General features: G+C 66.4%; 2 protein-coding genes. Both read left to right on the top strand.

The window, feature by feature from the left end:
* On the top strand, window positions 1–198 hold a 198-nt coding region (locus JCM12296_RS40855; RefSeq protein ID WP_172684285.1), incomplete at its 5' end, for a hypothetical protein.
* A gap of 8 nt (window positions 199–206) precedes the next feature.
* Window positions 207–900: cobalamin-dependent protein (locus JCM12296_RS35230; protein ID WP_218188467.1), on the top strand; the 694-nt coding region annotated here is incomplete at its 3' end.

Here is a 900-nt window from a genome sequence, read left to right as displayed (position 1 = left end):
GCCCTGAGCAACTTCTCCGGCCCGGTCATCGACTTCCGGCGCCTGACCGGTGAATTCGCCACGGCCACGGCCGTTGCCGCGGTGGCCGGCATTCATTGGCTGGCGACCGGGAATCCCACGCTGGCCCCGGCCGGAAAAGGGGTGCTGCTCCTCGGCCTCGGTCGATTCATCACCGCAACCCCAATTTGTCCGCCATGAAAATCCTGTTGATCTCCGCCAACCGCCTGACCGATCCCTACCCGGTCTATCCCCTGGGCCTCGACTACCTGGCAGGCGCCCTTAGCCCGGATCACCAGGTGCGCATCCTCGACCGGAATCAGATGCCGGACACCGCCGACCTGACCGCCGCCATCCGCGACTGGGAGCCGGACATGGTGGGTATCAGCCTGCGCAACGCCGACACCACGGACGTGACCCAGCCCAAGGGCTTCATGGCCGAATACAGCGATTTGATGCAGACCGTGCGGCAGGCGACAATAGCACCGGTGATATTGGGGGGCAGCGGGTTCACTATTTTTCCGGTCGAGGCCATGCAGACCCTGGATGCGGATTACGGCATCATCGGCGAGGGCGAACGCTTGCCGCAGCTGCTGGCGGCCCTGGCCCGCGGCGAGGATCCGGCCACCGTCGACGGGGTGGTGGTGCGCGGCCAAGCGGTCGACCCGCCATCTCCCTGGCCCGGCGAAACCGTGCGGCGTTTCGACCCCAAGGGCGAGCATTTGGGGTACTACCTGTCCACCGGCGGCATGCTGAACCTGCAATCCAAACGTGGGTGCCCGTTTCGCTGCATCTACTGCACCTATCCGCATATCGAGGGCCGGCGCATGCGGCTCTTCGCTCCGGATGCCATCGCCCGCACGGCGGTGGACCTCCAGGCCGCCGGGGCGCGCTACCTGTTCA

Source organism: Desulfosarcina cetonica JCM 12296, from assembly GCF_001311845.1.
Taxonomy (GTDB): domain Bacteria; phylum Desulfobacterota; class Desulfobacteria; order Desulfobacterales; family Desulfosarcinaceae; genus Desulfosarcina; species Desulfosarcina cetonica.
Note: the sequence above shows the minus strand (reverse complement) of the source record. Positions and strands in the feature narration are given on the sequence as shown.